The organism is Streptomyces sp. NPDC002734, from assembly GCF_040295685.1.
Taxonomy (GTDB): Bacteria; Actinomycetota; Actinomycetes; order Streptomycetales; family Streptomycetaceae; genus Streptomyces.
This window is the reverse complement of record NZ_JBEOVU010000004.1, coordinates 171,129-195,236: the sequence shown is the minus strand read 5'-3', so window position 1 is coordinate 195,236 and position 24,108 is coordinate 171,129. Positions and strand designations below refer to the sequence as shown.

At 72.1% G+C, this 24,108-nt stretch carries 21 protein-coding genes; 19 read left to right on the top strand and 2 right to left on the bottom strand.

Annotated features, from left to right (window positions below; all coding sequences use genetic code 11):
- The first annotated feature begins 79 nt into the window (after nt 1–79).
- The 8 genes from ABT026_RS05830 to prcA all read left to right on the top strand — a co-directional run bounded on the left by ABT026_RS05830 (nt 80) and on the right by prcA (nt 9,657).
- Nucleotides 80–1,756: a site-2 protease family protein gene (locus tag ABT026_RS05830; protein WP_351112555.1), complete on the top strand. Its 1,677-nt coding sequence runs from the start codon at nt 80–82 to the stop codon at nt 1,754–1,756.
- Between the two features lie 90 nt (nt 1,757–1,846).
- Entirely contained in the window at nt 1,847–2,746 is a 900-nt protein-coding gene (locus ABT026_RS05825) for a tRNA (adenine-N1)-methyltransferase (RefSeq protein ID WP_351112553.1), read from the top strand.
- A gap of 279 nt (nt 2,747–3,025) precedes the next feature.
- Nucleotides 3,026–3,622: a hypothetical protein gene (locus tag ABT026_RS05820; RefSeq protein WP_351112551.1), complete on the top strand. Its 597-nt coding sequence runs from the start codon at nt 3,026–3,028 to the stop codon at nt 3,620–3,622.
- 204 nt (nt 3,623–3,826) lie between these two features.
- Nucleotides 3,827–5,593 (top strand): proteasome ATPase, encoded by a 1,767-nt coding sequence (arc, locus tag ABT026_RS05815; protein ID WP_351112549.1) that lies wholly within the window; start codon nt 3,827–3,829, stop codon nt 5,591–5,593.
- A 264-nt stretch (nt 5,594–5,857) separates the two neighbouring features.
- A complete protein-coding gene (dop, locus tag ABT026_RS05810) occupies nt 5,858–7,372 on the top strand; it encodes a depupylase/deamidase Dop (protein ID WP_351112547.1) in 1,515 nt (504 codons plus the stop codon).
- 148 nt (nt 7,373–7,520) lie between these two features.
- The gene (locus ABT026_RS05805) at nt 7,521–7,739 is read left to right on the top strand and encodes a ubiquitin-like protein Pup (protein WP_108956145.1); all 219 of its coding nucleotides are present in this window, start codon (nt 7,521–7,523) and stop codon (nt 7,737–7,739) included.
- 211 nt (nt 7,740–7,950) lie between these two features.
- Nucleotides 7,951–8,799, top strand: coding sequence for a proteasome subunit beta (prcB, locus tag ABT026_RS05800; RefSeq protein WP_351112544.1), 849 nt, complete (start codon nt 7,951–7,953; stop codon nt 8,797–8,799).
- A 90-nt stretch (nt 8,800–8,889) separates the two neighbouring features.
- Complete coding sequence (prcA, locus tag ABT026_RS05795) at nt 8,890–9,657, top strand: proteasome subunit alpha (RefSeq protein ID WP_351112542.1); 768 nt, start codon at nt 8,890–8,892, stop codon at nt 9,655–9,657.
- A 77-nt stretch (nt 9,658–9,734) separates the two neighbouring features.
- Here prcA and ABT026_RS05790 read toward each other — a convergent pair whose 3' ends face one another.
- A complete protein-coding gene (locus ABT026_RS05790; RefSeq protein ID WP_351112540.1) occupies nt 9,735–10,754 on the bottom strand; it encodes a LacI family DNA-binding transcriptional regulator in 1,020 nt (339 codons plus the stop codon).
- Nucleotides 10,755–10,839: 85 nt separating this feature from the next.
- On the opposite strand from ABT026_RS05790, the gene ABT026_RS05785 reads away from it, so the two are divergent.
- From ABT026_RS05785 to ABT026_RS05735, 11 genes are all read left to right on the top strand, one after another.
- The gene (locus tag ABT026_RS05785; RefSeq protein WP_351112538.1) at nt 10,840–12,105 is read left to right on the top strand and encodes an MFS transporter; all 1,266 of its coding nucleotides are present in this window, start codon (nt 10,840–10,842) and stop codon (nt 12,103–12,105) included.
- Nucleotides 12,106–12,114: 9 nt separating this feature from the next.
- Complete coding sequence (gene pafA / locus ABT026_RS05780; protein WP_351112536.1) at nt 12,115–13,476, top strand: Pup--protein ligase; 1,362 nt, start codon at nt 12,115–12,117, stop codon at nt 13,474–13,476.
- A gap of 161 nt (nt 13,477–13,637) precedes the next feature.
- Nucleotides 13,638–14,636 (top strand): FKBP-type peptidyl-prolyl cis-trans isomerase, encoded by a 999-nt coding sequence (locus ABT026_RS05775; RefSeq protein WP_351112534.1) that lies wholly within the window; start codon nt 13,638–13,640, stop codon nt 14,634–14,636.
- Between the two features lie 60 nt (nt 14,637–14,696).
- Nucleotides 14,697–15,068 (top strand): FKBP-type peptidyl-prolyl cis-trans isomerase, encoded by a 372-nt coding sequence (locus tag ABT026_RS05770; protein ID WP_351112531.1) that lies wholly within the window; start codon nt 14,697–14,699, stop codon nt 15,066–15,068.
- A gap of 196 nt (nt 15,069–15,264) precedes the next feature.
- On the top strand, nt 15,265–16,218 hold the full coding sequence (locus ABT026_RS05765) for a helix-turn-helix transcriptional regulator (RefSeq protein ID WP_351112529.1): 954 nt from the start codon (nt 15,265–15,267) through the stop codon (nt 16,216–16,218).
- A 74-nt stretch (nt 16,219–16,292) separates the two neighbouring features.
- Nucleotides 16,293–17,396 (top strand): helix-turn-helix transcriptional regulator, encoded by a 1,104-nt coding sequence (locus tag ABT026_RS05760; RefSeq protein WP_351112527.1) that lies wholly within the window; start codon nt 16,293–16,295, stop codon nt 17,394–17,396.
- 21 nt (nt 17,397–17,417) lie between these two features.
- Nucleotides 17,418–17,612 carry a hypothetical protein gene (locus ABT026_RS05755; RefSeq protein ID WP_351112775.1) on the top strand — a complete coding sequence of 65 codons (195 nt, stop codon included), beginning with the start codon at nt 17,418–17,420 and terminating at the stop codon, nt 17,610–17,612.
- A 283-nt stretch (nt 17,613–17,895) separates the two neighbouring features.
- A complete protein-coding gene (gene tatA / locus ABT026_RS05750) occupies nt 17,896–18,177 on the top strand; it encodes a Sec-independent protein translocase subunit TatA (protein WP_351112524.1) in 282 nt (93 codons plus the stop codon).
- 53 nt (nt 18,178–18,230) lie between these two features.
- On the top strand, nt 18,231–19,196 hold the full coding sequence (gene tatC, locus ABT026_RS05745; RefSeq protein WP_351112522.1) for a twin-arginine translocase subunit TatC: 966 nt from the start codon (nt 18,231–18,233) through the stop codon (nt 19,194–19,196).
- Between the two features lie 41 nt (nt 19,197–19,237).
- Nucleotides 19,238–20,131, top strand: a complete 894-nt coding sequence (locus tag ABT026_RS05740) for a diacylglycerol kinase (protein ID WP_351112521.1) — start codon at nt 19,238–19,240, stop codon at nt 20,129–20,131.
- Between the two features lie 140 nt (nt 20,132–20,271).
- Complete coding sequence (locus ABT026_RS05735) at nt 20,272–23,079, top strand: DEAD/DEAH box helicase (protein WP_351112519.1); 2,808 nt, start codon at nt 20,272–20,274, stop codon at nt 23,077–23,079.
- Here ABT026_RS05735 and ABT026_RS05730 read toward each other — a convergent pair.
- Nucleotides 23,061–24,026 (bottom strand): pseudouridine synthase, encoded by a 966-nt coding sequence (locus ABT026_RS05730; protein ID WP_351112517.1) that lies wholly within the window; start codon nt 24,024–24,026, stop codon nt 23,061–23,063. The two genes, ABT026_RS05735 and ABT026_RS05730, sit on opposite strands and share 19 nt — an antisense overlap.
- Nucleotides 24,027–24,108 lie beyond the last annotated feature (82 nt).

The window sequence follows — 24,108 nt, the reverse complement described above, 5'->3', positions numbered from 1 at the left end:
CATACCATCGACCTCGAGCCGCTCCACCGCACGCGGGCGCGTGGAGGGCGACGCTTTTTCGATCGAGGGGACTGACGGCGTGGAGCAGAGCGGCGCGAGCGAGGATCCGCGGCCCGAGGGCGACGCCACGCCGCCCGTCCCGCCCGCGAAGCCCGCCCCCACGCCGCTGCCCGAGGAGCCCGACGCCGGCGCGACCGCGCGGGACACGGGTGAGGCGGAGGGCTCCGCGCAGCGCGACGGCTCCGACGGCGGCGCGGACACGCCCGGTGGCGCGGACACGCCCGGCGGAGCGGACACGCCTGGCGGCGCGGACACGCCCGGTGGCGCCGGGCATCCGTCACCGGAACAGCCCCCGGCCGACCCCGGAGATGTCCGGCCCGAGGAACCCGGGTCGGGCGATGCCGAGCCCGCGCAGCCCCGCGACGCCGAGTCCGAGCCTGTGACCCCGGACGGGAAGGAACGGTCCGGCGAGGAGGAGCGGGCGGTGCCGAAGGTGGAGGAGCCGCCCACGGAGGCTCCGGTCACTCCCTCGGGCCGCACGCTCGCCCAGGGCCACGGCCCCGCCCCCGAGGGAGCGGGCCGGCAGGGCGGACCGGACGACCACGAGAAGGAGACCCGCGGCGGACTGCTGATGGGGCGCCCGTTCGGCGTACCCGTGTACGTCTCGCCCAGCTGGTTCCTCGTCGCCGCGCTGATCACCTGGGTCTTCGGCAACCAGCTCGAACGGATCCTCCCCGACCTCGGCGCCGCCCGGTACCTGGTCTCGCTGTTCTTCGCCGTCGCCCTCTACGCCTCCGTGCTGGTGCACGAGCTGGCGCACACCGTCGCCGCCCTCCGCTTCCAGCTGCCGGTGCGCCGCATCCAGCTCCAGTTCTTCGGCGGTTACTCCGACATCGGCAAGGAGTCCGAGACCCCCGGCCGCGAGTTCGTGCTGGCCTTCGTCGGCCCGCTGCTCTCCCTGGTGCTGGCCGGCGTCTTCTACCTGTCCCTGTTCGCCGTGGAGCCCGGCACCGTGCCCGGCGTGCTGCTGGCCGGCCTGATGATCTCCAACCTGATCGTGGCCGCCTTCAACCTGCTCCCCGGCCTGCCCCTGGACGGCGGCCGGATGCTCCGCGCCGTGGTCTGGAAGATCACCGGCAGGCCCATGGCCGGCACCGTCGCCGCGGCCTGGGCCGGCCGGGCGCTGGCCGTCGCCGTGCTCATCGGCTTCCCGCTGCTCACCCGTTCCGGCGCCGTCGGCCAGGCCGAGACCGACGGCATGGACACCGTCCTGGACGCGCTGCTCGCCGCCATCGTCGCCGCGATCATGTGGACCGGCGCGGGCAACAGCCTGCGCATGGCCCGGCTGCGCGAGCGCCTGCCCGAGCTGCGCGCCCGCACGCTGACCCGCCGGGCCGTCCCCGTGCAGCCGGACACCCCCGTCTCCGAGGCGCTGCGCCGCGCCAACGAGGCCGGCGCCCGGGCCCTGGTCGTGGTGGACGCCGCGGGCGAGCCGCTGTCCCTGGTGCGCGAGACCGGCATCGCCGGCGTCCCCGAGCACCGGCGCCCCTGGGTCGCGGTGAGCACCCTGGCCACCGACCTCACCGAGGGCATGCGGGTCTCCGCCGAGCTGGGCGGCGAGGAGCTGCTGGAGACCCTGCGCGCCGCCCCCGCCACCGAGTACCTGGTGGTGGAGGAGTCCGGCGCGATCTACGGCGTCCTGTCCGCCGCCGACGTCGAGAACGCCTTCGTGAAGGCGATGGCCCGCCGCGGCTGACCGGCCCGTCCCGCCGCGGCCGACCGGCCCGTCCCGCCGCGGCCGACCGGGCCGGTCGGGACACCCTTCACGGACCGGTAGGCTGGTCACATGTCCGAACCGACCGGTGCCGCCCGCAGGCGCGGGCCCTTCAAGGTCGGGGACCAGGTTCAGCTGACCGACCCCAAGGGCCGCCACTACACGTTCACGCTGGAAGCGGGAAAGAACTTCCACACCCACAAGGGTTCCTTCCCGCACGACGAGCTGATCGGCGCCCCCGAGGGCAGCGTTGTCCGCACCACGGGGAACGTCGCCTATCTGGCGCTGCGCCCCCTGCTCCCCGACTACGTCCTGTCCATGCCCCGCGGCGCCGCCGTGGTCTACCCCAAGGACGCGGGGCAGATTCTCGCCTTCGCCGACATCTTCCCCGGCGCCCGCGTCGTGGAGGCCGGCGTCGGCTCGGGATCGCTCAGCTCCTTCCTGCTGCGCGCCATCGGCGACCAGGGCATGCTCCACTCCTACGAGCGCCGCGAGGACTTCGCCGAGATCGCGAAGCAGAACGTGGAGCGCTACTTCGGAGGCGAGCACCCCGCCTGGCAGCTCACCGTGGGCGACCTCCAGGACAACCTCAGCGACACCGAGGTCGACCGGGTCATCCTCGACATGCTGGCCCCCTGGGAGTGCCTGGAGGCCGTCTCCAAGGCGCTCGTCCCCGGCGGCATCCTCTGCTGCTACGTGGCCACCACCACCCAGCTGGCCCGCACCGTCGAGTCCATCCGTGAGATCGGCTGCTTCAACGAGCCGACCGCCTGGGAGTCGATGATCCGCAACTGGCACATCGAGGGCCTCGCGGTCCGCCCGGACCACCGGATGATCGGCCACACCGGCTTCCTGCTCACCGCCCGCCGACTCGCGGACGGCGTCGAGCCGCCCATGCGCCGCCGCCGCCCCGCCAAGGGCGCCTACGGCGAGGACTACGCCGGCCCCAACGCCGACGGCGGCTCCCGCTAGCCGTACCTCCCACCCCGGCGCACGGGCCTCGCCCGCACGCCCCCGCAACTCCCCGGCGCACCTGTCGGGTTGCCGCGCCCCGCACGGCAACCCGACAGGTGCGCCCTGCTGTTGGCGGCCCCCCGAGCGGCGCCGTCGTGCGTCGCCGCACGTCGACGCGGGGTGGCCGCCCCGTGGAAGACCTGCGCACACGGCGCCCCCGCGGTTCCGCGCGGCTGTGACGTGTGGCACGATGCAAGCCATCCCACCGGCACCGTCCCTCACGGGAGACACCCACTCGTGCAGCATCCCGACGTCCCGGAACTGGCACACGCGCACGCCTCCCCCCGCCCCATCCACTGGCTCGCCACGGCCACCGCCGTGGCCGGCGTGATGGCCCTGTCCTCCCTGGTGCAGCCCGGCCACGCCACCGCGGCGCAGCCCCGGGACGGCAAGGCGGTGGCCGCCGCGCCCGCCGCCCCGGCCCGCCCCGCGCCCGACGCGGACGCCGTGTCCTTCCCGCTCGAGTGCGGCGAGGTCGCCGAGCCCGTGGTGGCCCGGAAGGCGGCCGGCGACCTCGACGGCGACGGCAGCCCGGAGACCGTCGCCGCGGTGCACTGCGACAGCGCGATGGGGACGCCGCCCGACGCCGTCTACGTCATCACCCGTGCGGCCGACACCGGCAAGCCGCGGCTGGTCGCCACGCTGGTGGAGCCCAAGGAGCGCCGCACCGTCACCGCCCTCACGGTGCGGGACGGACAGGTCGAGGCCACCGCGCTCGGGTACTCCTCGGCGGAGGTGCCCAGTTGCTGCCCGGACGTCGAGGAGGACGTCAACTGGCGCTGGGCCGACGGCGCGTTCCACCGCGGGTCGCCGGAGGCGACCGAACAGGTCTGAGCCCCGCCGGTCCGCCGCCCGGTCACAGCCGTTGATGTTCACTGCTTTCGATCCGTGTTCCTTGGGTATCTCCCTGGCAGTGAGGGAGAGCGCAAGGGTGAAGATCGGACACCTTACGACGGTGTTTGTGATCTAGGGTTTCAATCGACACCCGCCCAGGTAGGGTCTGGAAGCGTCCAGCTCCCCTTGGAGGAGGTGAGGACCGTGGCAGCCCACGACGACGACATGAACCGCGGCATCCGCCCGGGTCGAGGGTCCGAGGACCCGGCCGGGCAGATCGCCTACCTTGAGCAGGAGATCGCCGTCCTGCGACGCAAGCTCGCCGACTCTCCGCGACACACGAGGCTTCTCGAAGAGCGGATCGTCGAGCTGCAGACCAATCTGGCCGGCGTGTCCGCGCAGAACGAGCGGCTGGCCGGCACCCTTCGTGAGGCCCGCGACCAGATCGTGGCCCTCAAGGAGGAGGTCGACCGGCTCGCGCAGCCGCCGGCCGGGTTCGGAGTGTTCCTCGCGGCGAACGAGGACGGCACCGCCGACATCTTCACCGGCGGCCGCAAGCTCCGGGTGAACGTCAGTCCCAGCATCGACCTCGAAGAACTCCGGCGCGGCCAGGAGGTGATGCTCAACGAGGCGCTCAACGTGGTCGAGGCCATGCAGTTCGAGCGCGTCGGCGAGATCGTCACCCTCAAGGAGGTCCTGGAGGACGGCGAGCGGGCCCTGGTGATCGGGCACACCGACGAGGAGAAGGTGGTCCGGCTCGCCGAACCGCTGCTCGACGTCACCATCCGGGCCGGCGACGCCCTGCTGCTCGAGCCCCGCTCCGGGTACGTCTACGAGGTCGTGCCCAAGAGCGAGGTCGAGGAGCTGGTCCTCGAAGAGGTCCCCGACATCGGCTACGACCAGATCGGCGGCCTCGGCGGCCAGATCGAGGCGATCCGGGACGCGGTCGAGCTCCCCTACCTCTACCCCGACCTGTTCAAGGAGCACGAGCTGCGCCCGCCCAAGGGCGTCCTGCTCTACGGCCCGCCCGGATGCGGCAAGACGCTCATCGCCAAGGCGGTGGCGAACTCGCTGGCCAAGAAGGTCGCCGAGGTCACCGGCCAGGCGGCGGGCAAGAGCTTCTTCCTCAACATCAAGGGCCCCGAGCTGCTCAACAAGTACGTCGGCGAGACCGAGCGGCAGATCCGCCTGGTCTTCCAGCGGGCCCGGGAGAAGGCCAGCGAGGGCACGCCCGTCATCGTCTTCTTCGACGAGATGGAGTCCCTCTTCCGCACCCGTGGTTCCGGCGTCAGCTCGGACGTGGAGAACACCATCGTCCCGCAGCTCCTCGCCGAGATCGACGGCGTCGAGGGCCTGCAGAACGTGGTCGTGATCGGCGCCTCCAACCGCGAGGACATGATCGACCCGGCCATCCTGCGTCCCGGCCGGCTCGACGTGAAGATCAAGATCGAGCGTCCGGACGCCGAGGCGGCCAAGGACATCTTCGGCAAGTACCTCACCGAGCGCCTGCCGCTGCACGGGGACGACCTGACCGAGCACGGCAGCGACAGGTCCGCCACGGTCCAGGCCATGATCCAGTCCGCGGTGGAGCACATGTACGCGGAGTCCGAGGAGAACCGCTTCCTGGAGGTCACCTACGCCAACGGCGACAAGGAGGTCCTGTACTTCAAGGACTTCAACTCCGGAGCCATGATCGAGAACATCGTGGGCCGGGCCAAGAAGATGGCGATCAAGGACTTCCTGGACAAGAACCAGAAGGGCCTTCGGGTCTCCCACCTCCTCCAGGCGTGCGTGGACGAGTTCAAGGAGAACGAGGACCTGCCCAACACGACCAACCCGGACGACTGGGCCCGGATCTCCGGCAAGAAGGGCGAGCGGATCGTGTACATCCGCACCCTGATCACCGGGAAGCAGGGCGCGGACACCGGACGGTCCATCGACACGGTGGCCAACACCGGTCAGTACCTGTAGCGAGAAGGGGGCGGCCGCGGGTGCCCGTAGGGGCGTCCGCGGCCGCCTTTCACTCCCGCCGCGTCCCGCCGGGCACTCGCCCGGCCGGGCGCGGCGGGCGTGGCGAAGAGGCAAATGATCTCCCCGCCGGCGCGGTGGCGTTCTAGGCTTTCCGGTACCGCCGCTCCGCCGCAGCGGGCCGACCGGAACGCGACCTGCGCCGGAGCACGGGTGGTACTTCAGGGCCGCCCCCGACCGAGGGCGCCGCCGGGCAAGGAGGGCCGCATGACCGTACGGCGAGTGATGGGGATCGAGACGGAGTACGGGATCTCCGTTCCCGGCCACCCCAACGCCAATGCCATGCTCACCTCGTCCCAGATCGTCAACGCCTACGCGGCGGCGATGCACCGGGCCCGCCGGGCCCGCTGGGACTTCGAGGAGGAGAACCCGCTGCGGGACGCGCGAGGCTTCGACCTGGCGCGGGAGGTCGCCGACTCCAGCCAGCTCACCGACGAGGACATCGGCCTCGCCAACGTGATCCTGACCAACGGCGCCCGGCTCTACGTGGACCACGCCCACCCCGAGTACAGCTCCCCGGAGGTCACCAACCCGCTGGACGCCGTGCTGTGGGACAAGGCCGGCGAGCGGATCATGGCCGAGGCGGCCGAGCGGGCCGCCCAGCTGCCCGGCGCGCAGCCCATCCACCTCTACAAGAACAACACCGACAACAAGGGCGCCTCCTACGGGACGCACGAGAACTACCTGATGAAGCGGGAGACCGCCTTCTCGGACATCGTGCGCCACCTGACGCCCTTCTTCGTCTCCCGCCAGGTCTTCGCGGGCGCCGGCCGGGTCGGCATCGGCCAGGACGGCAACGAGCACGGCTTCCAGCTGAGCCAGCGGGCGGACTACTTCGAGGTCGAGGTGGGGCTGGAGACCACCCTCAAGCGGCCCATCATCAACACCCGCGACGAGCCGCACGCGGACGCGGAGAGGTACCGCCGCCTGCACGTGATCATCGGCGACGCCAACCTGTCCGAGATCTCCACCTACCTCAAGCTCGGCACCACCTCCCTGGTCCTGTCCATGATCGAGGACGGCTTCATCGCCGTCGACCTGGCCGTGGACCAGCCGGTGCGCACCCTGCACCAGGTCTCGCACGACCCCTCGCTCAAGCGGCTGGTCGAGTTGCGCAGCGGGCGCAGGCTGACCGCGGTGCAGCTCCAGATGGAGTACTACGAGCTGGCCCGCAAGTACGTCGAGGAACGTTTCGGGGCCGATGCCGACGACCAGACCAAGGACGTGCTCACCCGCTGGGAGGACGTCCTGGGGCGGCTCGAGCGGGACCCGATGAGCCTGGCCGGCGAGCTGGACTGGGTAGCCAAGCGGGAGCTCATGGAGGGCTACCGCCGCAGGGACTCCCTGGACTGGGACGCCCCCCGGCTCCACCTGGTCGACCTGCAGTACGCCGACGTGCGGCCCGACAAGGGCCTGTACAACCGTCTGGCGGCCCGCGGCCGGATGAAGCGGCTGCTCGACGAGCAGGAGGTCCTCAGGGCCGTCACGCAGCCCCCTGAGGACACCAGGGCCTACTTCCGCGGCCGCTGCCTGGAGCAGTACGCGGACGACGTGGCGGCCGCCTCCTGGGACTCGGTGATCTTCGACCTGCCGGGCCGTGACTCGCTGCAACGGGTGCCCACCCTGGAGCCGCTGCGCGGCACCCGGGCGCACGTCAAGGAGCTCCTGGACCGCTGCCGGACGGCCGAGGACCTGGTCAAGGTGCTGAGCGGCAACAACTGAGTGATCTTCCACCCCCGTTTTCGGGGTGGGAGGGGTCCCGAGGGGGAATCATCGGGATGGTTTCTCCGTGTGTGGGAACTGTGGGGTCGATGTCGGACCCTGCTTGTAGGGTCTGATCGAGAACGTCGAACCGAGCGGGGTGAGGGTTATGGCGACCAAGGACACCGGCGGCGGACAGCAGAAGGCCACGCGATCGACCGAGGAGGTCGACGAGCAGGCGCAGGACGCGCAGGCGAGCGAGGACCTGAAGGAACGGCAGGAGGCGCTGAGCGACGACGTCGACTCCGTCCTCGACGAGATCGACGACGTGCTCGAGTCCAATGCCGAGGAATTCGTGCGTTCGTTCGTCCAGAAGGGCGGCCAGTAAGGCCGCCAGGCCTTCGAAGCGAAGGCACAGTGCCGAAGCACGGGGACTGCTCCTGGGTGGCCCCCGTGCTTCGCCGTTCGGAGGTGGATCATCGCCGCCGTGCGGGTAGGGTCCGTGACACAACTGTGCTTCAGCTTGCCGACCGCGCAGGTGTGAGGCGACCGCGGCGCGGAAGCCGCGTTCTGAAGCCGTGTTCTTCGGAAGGAATTGCGTGGAAGCCAACACTCGTGACACCGGGCGACTGCCGGCCGCCTTCCTGACTCCGGGATCCTCCTCCTTCATGGACTTCCTGGCGGGACACCAGCCGGACATGCTGCCCGGGATGCGGCAGTTGCCGCCCACCCAGGGCGTGATCGAGGCGCCGCACGGCACCACCATCGTGGCCGCGACGTTCCCCGGCGGCGTCGTGCTGGCCGGTGACCGGCGCGCCACCATGGGCAACGTGATCGCGCAGCGCGACATCGAGAAGGTGTTCCCGGCCGACGAGTACTCCGCGGTGGGCATCGCCGGCACCGCCGGTCTCGCCGTGGAGATGGTGAAGCTGTTCCAGCTGGAGCTGGAGCACTTCGAGAAGGTCGAGGGCGCCCAGCTCTCGCTGGAGGGCAAGGCCAACCGGCTGTCGACGATGATCCGTTCCAACCTCGGCATGGCCATGCAGGGCCTGGCCGTGGTGCCGCTGTTCGCGGGGTACGACCTCGACCGCCGCAAGGGCCGGATCTTCTCGTACGACGTCACGGGCGGCCGCTCCGACGAGCAGGCGGGCTTCGCGGCCACCGGCTCCGGCTCGCTGTTCGCGCGCGGCTCGATGAAGAAGCTCTACCGCGAGGACCTGACGGAGGAACAGGCCACCACCCTGGTCGTCCAGGCCCTGTACGACGCGGCCGACGACGACTCGGCGACCGGCGGCCCCGACATGGCCCGCCGGATCTTCCCGATCGTCACGGTGATCACCGAGGACGGGTTCCGTCGTCTGACGGACCAGGAGTCCTCGGGCATCGCCCGCGCGGTCCTGGACCGCCGGCTCGAGGAGCCCGACGGCCCCCGCGCCGCGCTGCTCTGACGGCCCGTCGCGAACCCACGGACCATCAGGACGAGCCCTGTGACCCCTACAGACTCTTCGACGGAATCGACGGAAAGGGACGGATAACCGGTGTCGACGCCGTTCTATGTCTCACCCCAGCAGGCGATGGCGGACCGGGCGGAATACGCCCGCAAGGGCATCGCGCGCGGCCGCAGTCTGGTCGTGCTGCAGTACGCCGACGGCATCGTCTTCGTCGGTGAGAACCCGTCCCGCGCGCTGCACAAGTTCAGCGAGATCTACGACCGGATCGGTTTCGCCGCGGCGGGCAAGTACAACGAGTACGAGAACCTCCGCATCGGCGGCGTCCGCTACGCGGACCTGCGCGGCTACACCTACGACCGGGGCGACGTGACCGCGCGCGGCCTGGCCAACGTGTACGCGCAGACGCTGGGCACCATCTTCTCCAGCGCGGGGGAGAAGCCCTACGAGGTCGAGCTGGTGGTGGCCGAGGTCGGGGAGGTCCCCGAGGGCGACCAGATCTACCGGCTGCCGCACGACGGCTCGATCGTGGACGAGCACGGCTCGGTCGCGGTCGGCGGCAACGCCGAGCAGATCAGCTCCTACCTGGACCAGCGCCACCGGGAGGGCATGACTCTCGCCGAGGCGCTCAAGCTGGCCGTGCAGGCCCTCTCCCGGGACACCAGCGGCTCGGAGCGGGAGATCCCCGCCGAGCGCCTCGAGGTGGCCGTGCTGGACCGCACCCGGCCGCAGCGCAGGAAGTTCCGCCGGATCACCGGACCGCGCCTGGAGCGGCTGCTCACCGGCGCCGGCGAGGGCGGCACCACGGCGACGGACGCCGGGAAGAGCGAGGACCCGGAGGACGCCTCCGAGGAGTGACCCGGTCCGGGTGGCCCGGCCGGAGGATGTGACCGTGCCGCGTGGTGACGGCAGTGCGCCGTGACCGCGCGGCACCGTCATGTCCGGGGCGGGGGCGCCGTCGAGCCGCGGACGACCAGCTCCACCGGGATGTCGTGGGTCACCGGGGCGCGGCCCTCGATCACCGACAGCAGGGCCTCCATGCCGCGCTCGCCGGTCAGCTCCGCGTCCAGCCGCACGGTGGTGAGCTCCGGTTCCAGCGCCCTGGCGAGCACCTGGTCGTCCACCCCGGTGACCGAGAGGTCGCGCGGCACCCGCAGTCCCAGCCGGCGGGCCGCCTTGTAGGCGCCCACCGCGAGCATGTCGTCGTCGCAGACCACCGCGGTCGGCCGGGGCCCGGGGGCGGTCAGCGCGCTCTCCACGGCGGCGCGGCCGTGGTCGGCGGTGATCGAGGAGGCCGCGGTCACCAGCGTGGCGCCCGGCACGGCGGCGAGCCGCTCCCGGAGCGCGTGGGCCCGCTGCGCGAAGGTCCAGGAGGGCACGTCGGCCCGCAGGTGCAGGATGCGCCGGTGGCCCAGGCCCAGCAGGTGGTCGGCCACCTGGCGGACGCCGTCGGCGATGTCCAGGTTGACCGTCGCGGTGCCCGGGGCGGCGTCGGGCTCGCTGTCCAGCATCACCAGCGGCAGCCGGTCGCCGCGCAGCACGGTGAGCGCCGGGGCGGCCATGGAGGAGGCCAGCACGCCGTCCAGCGCCGCCGGGGCCGAGGCGAAGGGGTCGCGCGCCGTGCCCACGCCGGCCGGGGACGGGTACAGCACGATGGAGAACCCGTGCGCGGCGGCCACCCGGGCGGCGCCGGTGTGCACCCCCGCGAAGAAGTGCGTGGTCAGCGAGGGGACCACCAGCAGGACCGTCCGGGCGCTGCCGGTGCGCAGGTTGCGCGCCGCCAGGTTGGGCCGGTAGCCGAGGGTGCGGGCCGCCTCGCGGACCCGCTCCGCGGTGGGCGCGGAGATCCGGCCGTGCCACTTGTCGCCCAGGACGAGGGAGACGGAGGCCTGCGAGACGCCGGCGACTCGGGCCACGTCCCGGCTCGTGGGGCGGGTCTTGCCTGGTGAGGGCATCGTCGGCGCTTCTCCGGTCTGGACTACAGGACGTCGAACATGCTACGTATGACATCCAAGTTATACGTAAAACGGAGGGCGCTGCATGTTTTCGCGGTACCTGGAGATCCTCAAGGCCCGGCATGCCGCGCGTCTGCTGACCGGAACCCTGGTGGGCCGGCTGCCCAACGCCACCTCGGCCATCGCCATCGTCCTGTTCGTCCGGGCCGAGGGCGGCTCCTACAGCCTGGCCGGCGTGCTGGCCGCCGTGTACGGCCTCGCCAACGCGGTCGGCCAGCCGGTGCTCGGCCGCCTGGTCGACCTGCACGGCCAGCCGCGGGTACAGTTGCCCGCCGCCGTGCTGGCCGCCGCGTCGATGGCCGTCTTCGCCGTCACCGGCCTCGACCCGCTGCCCGTCGCCTACCTGGCCACGGCCGGCGCCGGCCTGTTCACCCCGCCGCTCGAGGGCGGGCTGCGCGCGCTGTGGCCCTCCGTGCTGCGCCGCGACGACCAGATCCACACCGCCTACGCCATGGACGCGGTGGCCCAGGAGGTGATGTTCACCGTCGGCCCCCTGCTGGTCTCCCTCTTCGTGGCCGTGTGGTCGCCGATGGCCGCGCTGCTGGCGCTGAACGCGATCGGCGTGCTCGGCGCCCTGTCCGTGGTCCTCTCGCCGCCCTCGCGGGCCTGGCGGTCCGCACCCCGTGAGGCGCACTGGCTGGGCGCCCTGCGCTCGGGCGGGCTGCTGGTCCTGCTGGGCGCGCTGTTCTTCGTCGGCATCGCCCTGGGCTCCATCACCGTCGCCGCGGCCGCCTACGCCGACCGCACCGGACCCGACGGCGACGTCGTGTACGCCGTCCTGCTCGCCGCCCTCGGCTTCGGCGCGCTGGTCGGAGGCGGGCTCTACGGCGCCCGTGAGTGGGCCGGGGCCCCCGAGCGCCGCCTGAAGGGCCTGGTGGCCGCCCTCGCCCTCGGCTACGCCCCGCTGATCGCCATGCCCGGCCCCACGCCGATGACCCTGCTGGCCGCGCTGGCCGGCGTGTTCCTGGCGCCCACCATCGCCTGCGCCTTCGTCCTGGTGGACCGGCACGCCCCGCGCGGCACGGTCACCGAGGCGTTCTCCTGGCTGGTCACCACCTTCACCGTCGGCTCCTCGGTCGGCACCGGCGTGGCCGGACCGGTCCTGGAGAGGCTGGGCACCCGCGCCGGTTTCGCCGTCCCGGCCGTCGCCGGAACGGTGTCGCTGGTGGTCCTGCTCGCCTCCCGCGGCGTCCTCGCCAGGCCGCGAAATCTCGGGAGAGTCGCCGCCGGATCGGAAAATGATCCGAATCGGACCGTCGAACCCCGTTTCAGCTCGGGTGATCGGGCGTAATGTTCAGACATGGACCGCCGCATTTTCGGGCTGGAGAACGAGTACGGCGTCACGTGCACGTTCAGGGGACAGCGCCGTCTGTCGCCTGACGAGGTGGCGCGGTACCTCTTCCGGCGTGTCGTGTCATGGGGCCGCAGCAGCAACGTGTTTCTGCGAAACGGCGCCCGCCTCTATCTCGACGTGGGTTCGCATCCGGAATACGCAACACCCGAATGCGACAACGTGACGGAGCTCGTCACCCACGACAAGGCCGGCGAGCGCATTCTCGAAGGACTTCTCGTCGACGCGGAACGCCGCCTGCACGAGGAGGGAATCGCGGGCGACGTCTATCTCTTCAAGAACAACACCGATTCGGCCGGCAACTCGTACGGCTGCCACGAGAACTATCTGGTGGCCCGGCACGGCGAGTTCTCCCGGCTGGCGGACATCCTCATCCCGTTCCTGGTCACCCGGCAGCTGCTCTGCGGCGCGGGCAAGGTCCTCCAGACCCCGCGCGGCGCGGTGTACTGCGTCAGCCAGCGCGCCGAGCACATCTGGGAGGGCGTCTCCTCGGCGACCACCCGCTCGAGGCCCATCATCAACACCCGGGACGAGCCGCACGCGGACGCCGAGCGCTACCGCCGGCTCCACGTGATCGTCGGCGACTCCAACATGTCGGAGACGACCATGCTGCTCAAGGTCGGGGCCACCGACCTGGTGCTGCGCATGATCGAGGCCGGCACGGTCATGCGCGACCTCACCCTGGAGAACCCGATCCGGGCCATCCGCGAGGTCAGCCACGACCTCACCGGCCGCCGCAAGGTGCGCCTGGCCAGCGGCCGGGAGGCCTCGGCCCTCGAGGTGCAGCGCGAGTACTACGAGAAGGCCTGCGAGTTCGTCGACCGGCGGGGCATCCGCACCGGCGTCGTCGAGCAGGTCCTGGAGCTGTGGGGCCGCACCCTGGACGCGATCGAGGAGGAGGACCTGGACCGGGTCGCCACCGAGATCGACTGGGTGATCAAGTACAAGCTGCTGGAGCGCTACCGCGCCAAGCACAACATGACCATGTCGAACCCGCGGGTCGCCCAGATAGACCTCGCCTACCACGACATCCACCGCCGCCGCGGCCTCTACTACCTGCTGGAGCGCAACGGCCAGGCCAAGCGGATCTGCAACGACGTCAAGATCTTCGAGGGCAAGTCGGTGCCGCCGCAGACCACGCGGGCCCGGCTGCGCGGTGACTTCATCAAGCGGGCCCAGGAACAGCGCCGCGACTTCACGGTGGACTGGGTCCACCTCAAGCTCAACGACCAGGCCCAGCGGACGGTCCTGTGCAAGGACCCGTTCCGCTCGGTCGACGACCGGGTGGAGAAGCTGATCGCCGGCATGTGAGCGCCGGGTGCGGCCGCACCGGCGAGCGACGGCCGCACCGCACGCGGGGGCCGCGGATCCGATCCGCGGCCCCCGCGTGCTCGTTCGGGGGCCGTGGGGCCCGAACGCCGTAGAGTGACGCGCGAAGCCAACTCGAAGATCGATCGATAGAGGCCCCCATCGTGCGCCGACGCTCACTCCTCCTGGCCGTTCCCGCGGGACTGGCCACCCTCTCCGCCTGTGGCTCCGACTCGTCGGACAAGGAGGCGGACCCGTCCGGCAAGCCGTCCCCGCAGTCCCCCACCCCGGCGCCGTCGCCGAAGATCGTCGACGGTCCGCTCCCGAAGATCACCAGCGGCACGGCCTTCGGGGAGAAGCCGACGGTGGCCAAGGGCAACGGGGAGCCGTCGAAGGACCTCGCCGTGCGCACGCTGATCGCCGGCAACGGCCGCACGGTCGCCGAGAAGGACTTCATCCAGGCGCAGTACCTCGGCCAGACCTGGGACGACGCCAAGGTCTTCGACAACTCCTACGACCGCAGGACGCCGATCCTCATCCAGCTCGCGCAGGGCGGCATCATCGACGGCTGGCGTTACGGGCTGGCCGGCAAGAAGACCGGCAGCCGCGTGATGATGGCCGTCCCGCCCACCTGGGGCTACGGGGAGCAGGGCAACGAGCAGGCCGGCATCAAGGGCGACGACACCCTGGTGTTCGTGGTGGACATCGAGAACACCTTCAACTCCCGCAGCTCCGCCGACGGGAAGAAGGTGGCCTCCTCCGACGCCGCGCTGCCGAAGGTCGGCACCAACACCGACGGCAAGGCCCCCTCGCTCGAGGTTCCCAAGAGCGACCCGCCGAAGAAGCTGGTCTCCGAGTACGTCCTCGAGGGCGACGGCCCCGAGGTGGCCCAGGACAGCACCGTCCTCGTCCAGTACAAGGGCGTGCTGTGGGCCGACGGCAAGGAGTTCGACTCCACCTACAGCCGCGGCGAGCTGACCTCGTTCTCGCTTCAGCAGGTCGTGCCCGGCTGGGCGCAGGGCCTGGCCGGCAAGAAGGTCGGCAGCCGCGTCCTGATCGTCATCCCGCCGGACCTCGGCTACGGCGACAACCCGCCGCAGGGCAGCCCCATCAAGAAGGACTCGACGCTCGTCTTCACCGTGGACCTGCTGGCGAAGATGTGACGCCCGGGATGGGAGACTGATCCGGTTGCATCTTTTCGTCCATCAGCAGGAGACAGATTCGTGAGCATCGAGAAGCCCGAGGTCGACTTCCCGGGCGGCGAGCCGCCGGCGGACCTCGAGATCAAGGACATCTGGGAGGGCGACGGCGAGGAGGCCAAGGCGGGCGACGTCGTCTCCGTCCACTACGTCGGCGTGTCCTTCTCCTCCGGCGAGGAGTTCGACTCCTCCTGGAACCGCGGCACCCCGCTGCGCTTCCAGCTCGGCATCGGTCAGGTCATCAGCGGCTGGGACAAGGGCGTGCAGGGCATGAAGGTCGGCGGCCGCCGCCAGCTGATCATCCCGCCGCACCTGGCGTACGGCGACCGCGGCGCGGGCCGCGCCATCGGCCCCGGCGAGACGCTGATCTTCGTCTGCGACCTGGTCTCGGTCTGATCCGCGGCCGCCCTCGGGCGGTCGGTGCGTGATCGGAAACGATCACAGTGGGTTCCGCAGGGTCCGCGTCCGTCAGGGCGCGGACCCTGTGCCGATTCCGCGGGCCCTTCCGCAGGCCCGCGGAATTTCCCCACCGGCCCTCCGGAGCGGTACGGTCGTCCGTCTGAAGTGACGAGGGAGAGGGCGTAGGTCGTCGATGGCGATTGCCAAGGCAGAGCGGCTGATGAACCTGGCACTGTGCCTGCTGGGCACCCGGCGCCCGCTCAGCAAGCGTGAACTGCGCGCGTCCCTGGAGGCCTACATGGAGGCCACCACCGACGAGTCGTTCAACCGGATGTTCGAGCGGGACAAGGACGACCTGCGGGAGCTCGGACTGGTCATCGAGACCGTCGAGAACCTCGACGGCGAGGTCGGCTACCTCGCCCGCCACGACTCCAACCAGCTGCCGCCGATCACACTGGACGCCGAGGAGGCCGCCGCCCTCGGCCTGGCCGCCAGCGTCTGGCAGCAGGCCCGGCTCGCCGGCGCGGCCAGCGGCGCCCTGCAGAAGCTGCGCGCCGCCGGACTGCCCGAGGACGTCGACCCGTACGCCGCCCACGGCGCCCTCGAGCCGCGCATCCCCGTCCACGAGGCCGCCTTCGAGCCGCTGATGCTGGCCTGCCGCGACCGCCGCCCGGTCGTCTTCGACTACCGCAAGGCCACCGCCGCGGCCCCCGAGCCACGTCAGGTCGAGCCCTGGGCGCTCGAATGCTGGCGCGGCCACTGGTACCTGGCCGGCTGGGACCGCGACCGCGGCGCCGAGCGGGTCTTCCGCCTCTCCCGCATCACCGGCAAGGTCCGCACCCGCGCCGGAGCGTTCACCGCCGAGGTCCCCGACGTCGTCCGCGTCCGCGAGACGGTGGCCCGCTGGGCGGGGGAGAGCGCCGAGCGCTCCGCGCTGATCCGGCTCCGGGCCGGCTGCGGCTACCCGCTGCGCGCCCGCGCCACCGCCGTCCGCCCGCTCGACGGCGACTGGGACGAGGTCGAGATCCCGTACGGTCACGGCCTCGACGCCCTGCTGGTCGAGTTCGGGCCCGACGTGGTGGCCCTGGAGCCGGCCGAGCTGCGGGCCGACGTGATCGACCGGCTGCGCGCCGTGGCCAAGGGCTGAGGGGCGCCGGCGATGAGCGAGACGCAGACATCGACGACATCGACGCGGGCCGTATCGACGAGGGGAAGGCGAGCATGACGACCAGCCGGGGGAACCGTCCCGCCAACGCCATCGACCAGACCCGCCGGATGCTCTCCCTGGTCACCTACCTGCGCGAGCGCCCCGGCGCCCGGGTCGCCGACGTGGCCCGCGCCTTCGGCGTCAGCGGGGACGAGCTGATCGCCGACCTCGAGCTGCTGCCCATGTGCGGCACCAGCTTCCGCGGCGGCGACCTGCTCGACATCGACACCGACGGCGAGCGCATCTGGTGGCACAACCCGGCCGCGCTGGGCGCCGAGGCCGCGCAGCCCCTGCGGCTCGCCTCCGACGAGGCCACCGCCCTGCTGGTCGCCGCGCGCGCCGTCGCCACCCTGCCCGGTCTGCGGGAGGGCGACCGGCAGGCACTGCTGCGCGCCACCGCCAAGGTGGAGGCAGCCGCCGGCGAGAGCGCTGAGGCCAGCTCCCGCCTGTCGGTGACCTTCGAGTCCGAGGGCGGCGTCTTCGCCGACGTCGACCGGGCCATCTCCGAGGGCCGCCGGCTGTGGATCCGCTACTGGTCGCCCGCCCGCGACGAGGTCAGCGAGCGGGAGATCGACCCGATCCGCCTGGTCAGCGTCGGCCACACCTACGTCGAGGCGTGGTGCCGCCGCTCCGAGGCGCGCCGCACCTTCCGGCTGGACCGGGTCGCCGAGATCCGCATCCTCGACGAGCCCTCCGAGCCGCCGCGGATCGAGCCGCGCGACCTGTCCGCCGGACTGGTCCAGCCCTCCGCCGACGACCCGGAGGTCGTGGTCGAGGTCGGCCCGGCCGGCCGCTGGGTCGCCGAGTACTACCCGCACGAGGCCGCCGAGGAGCTGCCCGACGGCGGGCTGCGGGTCACCATCCGCACCCCCGCGCCCGAGTCGCTGCGCCGCCTGGCGCTGCGGCTGGGCCCCGACGGGCGGATCGTCGCCCCGGTGGAGCTCGCGGAGAGCGCGCGTCGCGCGGCCGGCGAGGCGCTGGCCGCCTACGGCGAGGGCGGCGGCGAGGGCCTGTTCGACGCCGCGCAGGCGCTGGGCGCGGCCGGTTCCGCCGTTGCCGGTGGTCCTGCCGCACCGGCCGACCCCGCCGGTGCGGGCGCCGCGCCGGCGGGCGCGTAGGCTCCTGCCATGTCCGGTGCGATGTTCTGGGCGATGCTCGCCGTCGCCCTCGGTTTCCTCGGCACCGCCGTGCTCGGCGTGCTGGCCGTACGGGTGTTCGTCGAGGCCCGGCGGCTGGGGACGCAGGTCGAGGCCTCGGCCCGCCGGATCGCCCTGGCCTCGGCGGACCTCGAACAGGCCGCGGAACGCACCGCCCGGGCGGCCGGGAACCTGTGAACCGGTCGCGGCGCTCACCTGTGGGAACCCCCGTCCCGGTGAGCGCCGACGGTCCGGAAACCCGGTGTGACCGACCTGACCGACCCTGTTCGAGCGGGGGCGGCGCCAGGTACGCTGCATCTTCGCGGGCCGGGGAACGAGGCATCGGCTCGTGTGACCGGGAGTACGTCCGCGGGACGCCTGTCGTTCATGCCCGGACGTTACGATCGCTTACGGAGGCAGGACGCGCGTCCGCCCCGAAAGCCACACACCCCCACTGGCCTCGGTGAGAAGGTAAAGACTTATGGGACGGCTCGGACCTACCGAGATCATTCTGATCCTCGTCGTCATCCTGCTGCTGTTCGGCGCCAAGAAGCTGCCGGACATGGCTCGGTCCCTCGGCAAGTCCGCCCGCATCCTCAAGAGCGAGGCCAAGGCGATGAAGGAAGAGGGCAAGAAGGACGAGGCGGCCCCCGCAGGTCCGCCCGCCTCCGAGGAGCCGGCGCCGCGTGTCATCCAGGCCGCCCCCGGTGACGTGACCAGCTCGCGTCCGGTGGCCGAGCCGACCGACACGACCAAGCGCTGACGTCCGGACCGGAGCCCGAGGCTCCGGTCCGCCGCACGAGATGAGGACGTGGGTTGCTCAAGTCTGCCCGCAAACAGGAGAGGGACCCCGAGGGGCGGATGCCCCTCGCGGAACACCTCCGTGAGCTGCGCAACCGGCTCGTCAAGTCCCTGCTGGCCATCGTCGTCGCCACGGTCGTCGCCGCCTTCTTCTACAAGGACATCATCCAGTTCTTCACGGATCCTGTCCTCGACGCGGTCGGCTGCGACTACAGCTTCGCGGAGCTCGCGGAGAACACCAACGAGACGACGTGCGCGCGGATCGTGCAGAACGGTCTGCTGAGCCCGTTCACGCTCGCCCTCACGGTCGCCCTGACGTCCGGTGTGGTGCTCGCCTCGCCGGTGTGGCTGTACCAGCTCTGGGGCTTCCTCGCCCCGGGCCTGCACCGCCACGAGAAGCGGTACGCGTACGCCTTCGTGGCGGCCGGGTTCCCGCTCTTCACCATGGGCGGCTACTTCGCCTACTGGTCGCTGCCCAAGATGGCGTCGGTCATGCTGGAGTTCTCGATCATCGGCAGCGACAACCAGCTGCCGCTGGACGACCTCCTCCAGCTGATCATGCGCATGGTCATCGTGTTCGGCCTCTCCTTCGAGCTGCCGCTCCTGCTGGTGATGCTCAACTTCGGCGGGGTGCTCTCCGGCAAGAAGATCGCCGGCTGGTGGCGGGGCATGATCCTCGGCATCACGCTCTTCGCGGCGATCGCCACGCCCAGCACCGACCCGATCTCCATGCTGGCGCTCGCGGGTCCCATCTGGGTCCTGTACTTCGCCGCGTCCGGGATCGCCCTGGTCAACGACCGGCGCCGCACGCGCCGCGACGCGCTGGGACCGGCGGACGACGAGGCCTCCGAGCTGGACCTGACGCCCGAGCCGGTCGAGGCGGTGGAACCGGTCGCCGCGGCGCCGATGCTCCCCGAGCAGGCCGACGGCGGGCGCACGGACCGGCCCGACCGGATCAACGGTTACGACGACGTGACCTGACCGGGCTCCCCTCCGGTACGCGGACCTCGTAAGGTGCCGCCGTGACCAGCGAGATAGTGCTCTTCGTCAACCCCACCGCGGGACGCGGCCGGGGCGCCCACGCGGCGCAGCCGGCCGCGTCGGCGTTCCGGGACGCGGGATTCTCCGTCCGCACCATCGTCGGCCTCGACGCCGACGACGCGCTGGCCCGGGCCCGCGAGGCCGTGGCCGGCGGCACGGGCGCCCTGGTGGCCGTCGGCGGCGACGGGCTGGTCCACCTCGCCCTGCAGGCCGTGGCCGGCACCGACACCCCCCTCGGCGTGGTGGCGGTCGGCACCGGCAACGACTTCGCGGGCGCCCTCGGCCTCCCGCTGCGCGACCCGGCGGCAGCGGCGCGGCGGATCGCCGGCGCGCTGAAGGAGTCCCGGTTCACCGCGGTCGACCTGGGCCGGGTGAACGGACGCTGGTTCGGCACCGTGATCGCCACCGGGTTCGACTCGCGGGTCAACGACCGCGGCAACCGGATGAGGCTTCCGGTCGGCCGTTTCCGCTACGACCTGGCGATCGTCGCCGAACTCGCCGCCTTCAAGCCGCTGCCCTACCGGCTCACCCTTGACGGGGGCGCGACGCGCGACGTCGAGGCGACCCTGGTCGCCGTCGGCAACGGCTCCTCCTACGGCGGCGGCATGCGCATCTGCCCCGGCGCCGACCTGCGCGACGGGCTCTTCGACGTCACCGTCGTCGGCGGCTGCAGCCGCACCACACTGCTCAAGGTCTTCCCCCGCGTCTACAAGGGGACGCACGTCGACCACCCCGTCGTCACCACCTACCGCGCCTCGCGGGTCGAGTTGACGGCGCCGGGGCTGACCGCCTACGTCGACGGCGAGCGGCTCGGCCCGCTGCCGATCACCGCGGAGTGCGTCCCCGGCGCGGTGCGGGTGGCGGGAGCCGCCTGACGCCTGCCCGAGGCGGGCGGCGGCCGTGCGGGCGGCGGCCGCCGAAGGCCGGACATGACGCGCCGCGCGCGCCGGGTCGCCGAAGGGCCCCGCAAAAGATCGTTCGGTTGTCGGCGCCGACGGGTACGCTCGAACGTACGATGACAGAGGATCTCTCTCCCGCCGAGCGGTACGCGGCAGCCCGCAGGCGCGCCTCGGAGCAAGCCACGGCACTCGGCGCGTTCCGCGAGATGTACGACTTCGGCCTCGACCCGTTCCAGATAGAGGCCTGCACGGCGCTGGAGGCCGGCAAGGGCGTGCTGGTCGCGGCCCCCACCGGCTCCGGCAAGACGATCGTCGGCGAGTTCGCCGTCCACCTCGCCCTGGAACAGGGCAAGAAGTGTTTCTACACCACGCCCATCAAGGCGCTCTCCAACCAGAAGTACTCCGACCTGTGCCGCCGCTACGGCGCCGACAAGGTCGGCCTGCTCACCGGTGACAACAGCGTGAACTCCGACGCCCCGGTGGTCGTGATGACCACCGAGGTGCTGCGGAACATGCTGTACGCCGGGTCGCAGACCCTGCTCGGCCTCGGCTACGTGGTGATGGACGAGGTGCACTACCTCTCCGACCGCTTCCGCGGCGCGGTCTGGGAGGAAGTGATCATCCACCTCCCGGAGTCCGTCACCCTGGTCTCCCTCTCCGCGACCGTCTCCAACGCCGAGGAGTTCGGCGACTGGCTGGACACCGTGCGCGGCGACACCCAGGTGATCGTCTCCGAGCACCGCCCCGTGCCGCTGTTCCAGCACGTGCTGGCCGGCCGCCGGATGTACGACCTGTTCGAGGAGGCCGAGGGCAGCCGCAAGGCCGTCAACCCGGACCTGACCCGGATGGCCCGGCTGGAGGCCGCCCGCCCGTCCTACCAGGAGCGCCGCCGCGGCAAGATGATGCGCGAGGCCGACCGGGAGCGCGAGCGGCGTTCACGCTCCCGCGTCTGGACGCCCAGCCGGGCGGAGGTCATCGAGCGCCTGGACGCCGAAGGCCTGCTCCCCGCGATCACCTTCATCTTCAGCCGGGCCGGCTGCGAGGCCGCCGTCCAGCAGTGCCTCTACGCCGGGCTGCGGCTCAACGACGACGAGGCCCGCCAGAAGGTCCGCGACCTGGTCGAGGAGCGCACCGCCTCCATCCCGGCCGAGGACCTGCACGTCCTCGGCTACTACGAGTGGCTGGAAGGCCTCGAGCGCGGCATCGCCGCCCACCACGCCGGCATGCTGCCGAGCTTCAAGGAGGTCGTCGAGGAGCTCTTCGTCCGCGGCCTGGTCAAGGCGGTCTTCGCCACCGAGACGCTGGCGCTGGGCATCAACATGCCCGCCCGTTCCGTGGTGCTGGAGAAGCTGGTCAAGTGGAACGGCGAGACCCACGCCGACATCACCCCCGGCGAGTACACCCAGCTCACCGGCCGGGCCGGCCGTCGCGGCATCGACGTCGAGGGCCACGCCGTGGTCCTGTGGCAGCGCGCGATGAACCCCGAGCACCTGGCCGGTCTCGCGGGCACCCGCACCTATCCGCTGCGCTCCAGCTTCAAGCCCTCGTACAACATGGCCGTCAACCTGGTCGAGCAGTTCGGGCGGCACCGCTCGCGCGAGCTGCTGGAGACCTCCTTCGCCCAGTTCCAGGCCGACAAGTCGGTGGTCGGGATCTCCCGGCAGGTGCAGAAGAACGAGGAGGGCCTCTCCGGCTACAAGGAGGCCATGACCTGCCACCTGGGCGACTTCGACGAGTACGCCCGGCTGCGCCGCGAGCTGAAGGACCGGGAGAACGAGCTGGCCCGGCAGGGCGCCCACGTGCGCCGCGCCGAGGCGGCCGCCTCCCTGGAGAAGCTGAAGCCCGGCGACATCATCCACGTGCCCACCGGCAAGTACGCCGGACTCGCCCTCGTCCTCGACCCGGGCCTGCCCGCCGGGCGGACCGACGGCCACCGCGGGATCGACCGGCACGACGGGCCGCGCCCGCTGGTGCTCACCGCCGAACGCCAGGTCAAGCGGCTGGCGGAGATGGACTTCCCGGTCCCGGTGGAGGCGCTGGACCGGATGCGCATCCCCCGGTCGTTCAACGCCCGCTCCCCGCAGTCGCGCCGTGACCTGGCCTCCGCGCTGCGCACCAAGGCCGGCCACATCGCGCCCGAGCGGCACCGCAAGCGCCGCGCCGAGGCCGCCGACGACCGCGAGATCAAGCGGCTGCGCACCGCCCTGCGGGCGCACCCCTGCCACGGCTGTGACGACCGCGAGGACCACGCCCGGTGGGCCGAGCGGTACCACCGGCTGATGCGCGACACCTCCCAGCTCGAGCGGCGGATCGAGGGCCGGACCAACACCATCGCCCGCACCTTCGACCGGATCGTCGCCCTGCTGACCGAGCTGGACTACCTGCGCGGCAACGAGGTCACCGAGCACGGCAGGAGGCTGGCGCGCCTGTACGGCGAGCTGGACCTGCTCTCCAGCGAGTGCCTGCGGGCCGGCGTCTGGGAGGGGCTCCAGCCGGCCGAGCTCGCGGCCTGCGTCTCCGCGCTGGTCTACGAGTCCCGCGCCGGTGACGACGCCATGGCGCCCAAGGTGCCCAGCGGCAAGGCCAAGGCCGCGCTGGACGAGACGGTCCGCATCTGGGGCCGGCTCGACGCCCTGGAGGAGGACTTCCGCATCCGGCAGACCGAGGGCGTGGGCCAGCGCCAGCCGGACCTCGGCTTCGCCTGGGCGGCCTACATGTGGGCCTCCGACAAGGGGCTGGACGAGGTGCTGCGCGAGGCGGAGATGCCGGCCGGCGACTTCGTGCGCTGGTGCAAGCAGGTCATCGACGTGCTCGGCCAGATCGCCGCGGCGGCCCCCTCCGAGGGGTCGACCGTGCCGAGGACGGCCCGCAGAGCCGTCGACGCGCTGCTGCGCGGCGTGGTCGCCTACTCCTCGGTGGGCTGACCGCCCCGCCCCGGGGGCGCGGGCTGCGAGGGCAGGCCCTCCAGCTCGCGCCCGCTGCGGAACACGTGGCGCAGCCCTGTCACCGGGTCGGTGAAGCGCAGCTCGCGGGCCAGCAGCTGCAGCGGCCGGGAGAAGTCGCCGCGGGCGGCCTCCGGAGCCACCACGGGGTACAGCGGGTCCCAGAGGATCGGCACCCCCAGCGCGCACAGGTGGACGCGCAGCTGGTGGGTCTGCCCCGTCTCCGGCAGCAGCCGGTACCGGCCCAGGCTCCCGCGCCGCTCCACCAGCTCCACCCGGCTCACCGCGTTCGGCTCGCCCTCGACCTCCCGGGCGGTCAGCGAGCCGCGCTCCTTCACCAGACGGCTGCGCACCACCCGGGGCAGCTCCAGCGAGGGATCAAACGGAGCGATCGCCTCGTACTCCTTGGCGATCCGCCGGTCGCGGAACAGCGCCTGGTAGGCGCCGCGTTCCCCGGGCCGCACGGTGAAGAGCACCAGGCCCGCGGTCAGCCGGTCCAGCCGGTGCGCAGCGGTCAGCGTGGGGATGCCCAGGTCGCGCCGCAGCCGGGCCAGCGCGGTCTCGGCGACATGGGCGCCGCGCGGCGTCGTCGCCAGGAAGTGCGGCTTGTCGGCGACCACGACGTGCTCGTCGCGGTAGACCACCTTTACCGGGAACGGCACCGGTTCCTCGGGCGGCGGCTCCCGGTGGAACCAGACGTGCAGACCGGCCCGGTAGGGGGTGGACGGATCCACCGGACGCCCGTCCGCGCCGACGATCGCCCCCTCGGCGAACATCGCGTCGATCACCCCGGGCCCCGCCGCCAGCCGTAGCCGCAGGTGCTCGCCCACCGTGGAGCCGGGGCCGCCCGCGGGCAGGCGGACGCGCACCGGATCGACCCCGTCGCGCTGCGGCAGCGGGGAGGGCGGGGCGGAGCTTCTGCGGGCCATGGGTGAGGTGCCGTCCGGTGCGGGGCCGGCCGTCAGGCGGCGATCGTGCGCCGGCCCGGCACCGGTCGAGCGGTGGCCGGGC